This is a genomic window from Streptomyces sp. ID05-39B (genome assembly GCF_033794725.1).
In the GTDB taxonomy this organism is placed as follows: domain Bacteria; phylum Actinomycetota; class Actinomycetes; order Streptomycetales; family Streptomycetaceae; genus Streptomyces; species Streptomyces bobili.
Genome location: NZ_JARGEF010000440.1, coordinates 1 through 3046, shown reverse-complemented (window position 1 = coordinate 3046; position 3046 = coordinate 1). Strand labels below are relative to the sequence as shown.

3 protein-coding genes are annotated in these 3046 nt (G+C 74.7%); 2 read left to right on the top strand and 1 reads right to left on the bottom strand.

All coding sequences use genetic code 11. The features are described from left to right. Positions 1–47: 47 nt before the first annotated feature. On the bottom strand, positions 48–1247 hold the full coding sequence (locus P1P75_RS40780; RefSeq protein WP_319264890.1) for an ROK family transcriptional regulator: 1200 nt from the start codon (positions 1245–1247) through the stop codon (positions 48–50). A 48-nt stretch (positions 1248–1295) separates the two neighbouring features. Here P1P75_RS40780 and P1P75_RS40775 point away from each other — a divergent pair, with 48 nt between their 5' ends. Both P1P75_RS40775 and P1P75_RS40770 read left to right on the top strand, forming a co-directional pair. Then, the gene (locus P1P75_RS40775) at positions 1296–2363 is read left to right on the top strand and encodes a Gfo/Idh/MocA family oxidoreductase (protein ID WP_319264887.1); all 1068 of its coding nucleotides are present in this window, start codon (positions 1296–1298) and stop codon (positions 2361–2363) included. After that, entirely contained in the window at positions 2360–2872 is a 513-nt protein-coding gene (locus P1P75_RS40770) for a heme-degrading domain-containing protein (protein WP_319264884.1), read from the top strand. Before P1P75_RS40775 ends, P1P75_RS40770 begins: the two co-directional genes overlap by 4 nt. Positions 2873–3046: the final 174 nt, after the last annotated feature.

Genomic DNA, 3046 nt, shown 5'->3' with positions numbered 1-3046 from the left:
TCCTTATACGTCCGTCATACGTCCGTCATACGTCCGTCATACGTCCGTCATACGTCCGTCCGCCCGAACACCGGTCCCAGCAGCAGGTGGGCCGCGCCCTCCGCCACGCCGGCGCTCCCGGCGGGGGCGAGTCGCACCGGTACGGCCGGCTCCGGGGAGCCCTCCCGGGCAGCGCGGGCGGCGAGGACCGCGCCGACTCCGCGGACGAAGGGGTCCGGCGTGGTGGTGATCGTGCGTCCGCCGAGGAGGATCTGGTCGATGTCGAGCAGGCCGGCGAGGTTGGCGGCGGCGGTGCCCAGCACGCGTGCCGCCTCTGCCGGGTCGCCCCGGCCGATGGCCGCGAGGCAGAGCGCCTCGACGCAGCCGCGGTTGCCGCAGGGGCAGGACGGCCCGTCCAGCTGGACGACCTGGTGGCCGAACTCACCGGCGCCGGTGCGGGCCCCTCGGTGCACCCGGCCGCCGATGACGAGGCCGGCACCGAGCCCCGTACCGAGGTGGAGGTAGGCGAAGGAGCCGGGTTCGCCGCCGACGGAGAGGCCGAGGGCGGCGGCGTTGGTGTCCTTGTCGACGACGACCGGCAGGCCGAGCCGGCGCGCGAGGGCGTCCCGCAGGGGGAAGCCGTCCCATTCGGGGAAGCCGGTGACGCGGTGCAGCACTCCGTGGGTGTGGTCGAGCGGGCCGGGCAGGGCGACCCCGACTCCGAGCAGCCGTGAGGTGATGCGGCGCCCGGCCCACGCCTGGCCCCGCGCGTGCCTCACCACCTCGCCGACCCCGCCCTCCACCGCGCCGAGCACCGCCTCGGCACCCGCGCCCAGGTCGAGGGGCCCCCGACGTTCCCCCACCACGCTCCCGTCGAGGTCGGTGAGGACGATGCGCAGGGCGTCGCGGTCGAGGTGGACGCCGACCGCGTGGGCGGCGCCGGGCACCAGCCGCAGCACCGTGCGCGGCTTGCCGCCCGTGGAGGCGCGGCGGCCGGCCTCCGCGGCGAGGCCCTCCTCGCGCAGCCGGGCGGTGATCTTGCTGACGGCCTGCGGGGTGAGACCGGTGCGCTCGGCGAGTTCGAGCCGGCTGATGCCGTCCGGTCCCGCCGTGCGCAGGAGGTCGAGCACGAGGGCGGCGTTGTGACTGCGCACGGCGAGGAGGTTCGTGCCGAGGGCAGCGCCCGCCGCGCCACTCGTCACGACACCCGCGCCGCCGTCCTTGCCGCTCACCGTGCCGCCGCCGTTGGTCCTGTTCACGCGGCCCATTCTCCCCCGCGCTTGCACTTTGGCAACAGCGTTGCGAAAGTAGGTCGCATGACTGGTACTCCCCTCCGCGTGGGCCTGATCGGCTACGGCCTCGCGGGCTCCGTGTTCCACGCCCCGCTGATCGCCGCCACCGAGGGCCTCGTCCTCGACACGGTGGTCACCTCGAACCCCGAGCGGCAGGAGCAGGCCCGCGCCGGGTTCCCCGACGTCCGCGTCGCCGGCACCCCCGACGAGTTGTTCGCCCGCTCCGGGGACCTGGACCTGATCGTCATCGCGTCCCCGAACAGGACGCACGTACCGCTCGCCAGGACCGCCCTCGAAGCGGGCCTCGCGGTCGTCGTCGACAAGCCGGTCGCCGGTACGGCCGCCGAGGCGCGGGAGCTGGCCGGCCTGGCCGAGAAACGCGGACTGTTCCTCTCCGTCTTCCAGAACCGCCGCTGGGACAACGACTTCCTCACGCTGCGCGGCCTCCTGGCCGAGGGCGCGCTGGGCGACGTATGGCGCTTCGAGTCCCGGTTCGAGCGGTGGCGGCCGCAGCCGAAGGGCGGCTGGCGGGAGTCCGGCGACCCGGCGGAGATCGGTGGTCTGCTGTACGACCTCGGCAGCCATGTCGTCGACCAGGCGCTGGTCCTCTTCGGCCCGGTCACGCAGGTCTACGCCGAGTCGGTCGTGCGCCGCGCCGGCGCGGAGACCGACGACGACACGTTCCTCGCGCTCACCCATGCCAACGGTGTCCGATCCCACCTGTACGCCTCCGCGACGACCGCCCAGCTCGGCCCGCGTTTCCGGGTGCTGGGCTCGAAGGCCGGCTATGTGAAGTACGGCCTGGACCCGCAGGAGGCGGCGCTGCGGGACGGCGAGCGGCCCGGCCCCGGCTGGGGCACGGAGCCCGAGGAGCTGTGGGGGCACATCGGCGCCGGCGAGTCGCCGCTGACCGGCGGCGGAGACCCCGTGCCGACCCTGCCCGGCGACTACCCGGCCTATTACGCTGCGGTGGCGAAGGCCCTTGCCGACGGCGGCCCCAACCCGGTGACCGCCGCGGAGGCGGCTGCCGCCCTCGAAGTCCTGGAGGCGGCCCGCCGTTCGGCACGAGACGGAATGACGGTGCAGCTGTGACGCACGAGATCACCCCCAGGTTCACCCCGGAGATCACCCCGCCCCTGGCGGAGTTGCAGGCGCAGGAACGGCGCCTGGTCTTCCGCGAGTTCACGTTCGACGACGCCTGGGCGCTCGGCTCGCTGTTGGTGGAGCTGGCCCGGGAACGGCAGGCCCCGGTGGCGATCGACATCCACCGGGCCGGCCAGCAGCTCTTCCACGCGGCCCTGCCCGGCTCGGCCCCCGACAACGACGCCTGGATCGCCCGCAAGCGCCGGGTCGTGGAGCGCTACGGCGCCTCCTCCTACCTGGTGGGCTCCCGCCACCGGGCCAAGGGCACGACGTTCGAGGAGTCCTCACGCCTGGACCCGGACGAGTACGCGGCCCACGGCGGCTCCTTCCCGATCAACGTGGAGGGCGTCGGCGTGATCGGCGCGGTGACGGTCTCGGGCCTGCCGCAACTGGAGGACCACAGGTTCGTGGTGGAGGCGCTGGAACAGTTCCTGGAGAAGCACCAGGGTCTGCGCTGAGGGTCCGCGGGGGCGCGGGGTGCGAGGTGCGGGGCGCTGAGGCGCCGCAGGGGCGCGGGGCTGTGCCGGCGCGGGGCTGTGCCGATCTGCGGCTCTGCCGCGCGGGCGCGGGCGCGACCAGCCGCGGTCGGCCCGCACCGATCTCACCCCCCGGCCGACCACGCGCCCCTTTCC

Bases quoted from the DNA above. Each gene is read 5' to 3' on its own strand.
- P1P75_RS40780 (WP_319264890.1), bottom strand. From the start codon at position 1,247: ATGGGCCGCGTGAACAGGACCAACGGCGGCGGCACGGTGAGCGGCAAG.
- P1P75_RS40775 (WP_319264887.1), top strand. From the start codon at position 1,296: ATGACTGGTACTCCCCTCCGCGTGGGCCTGATCGGCTACGGCCTCGCG.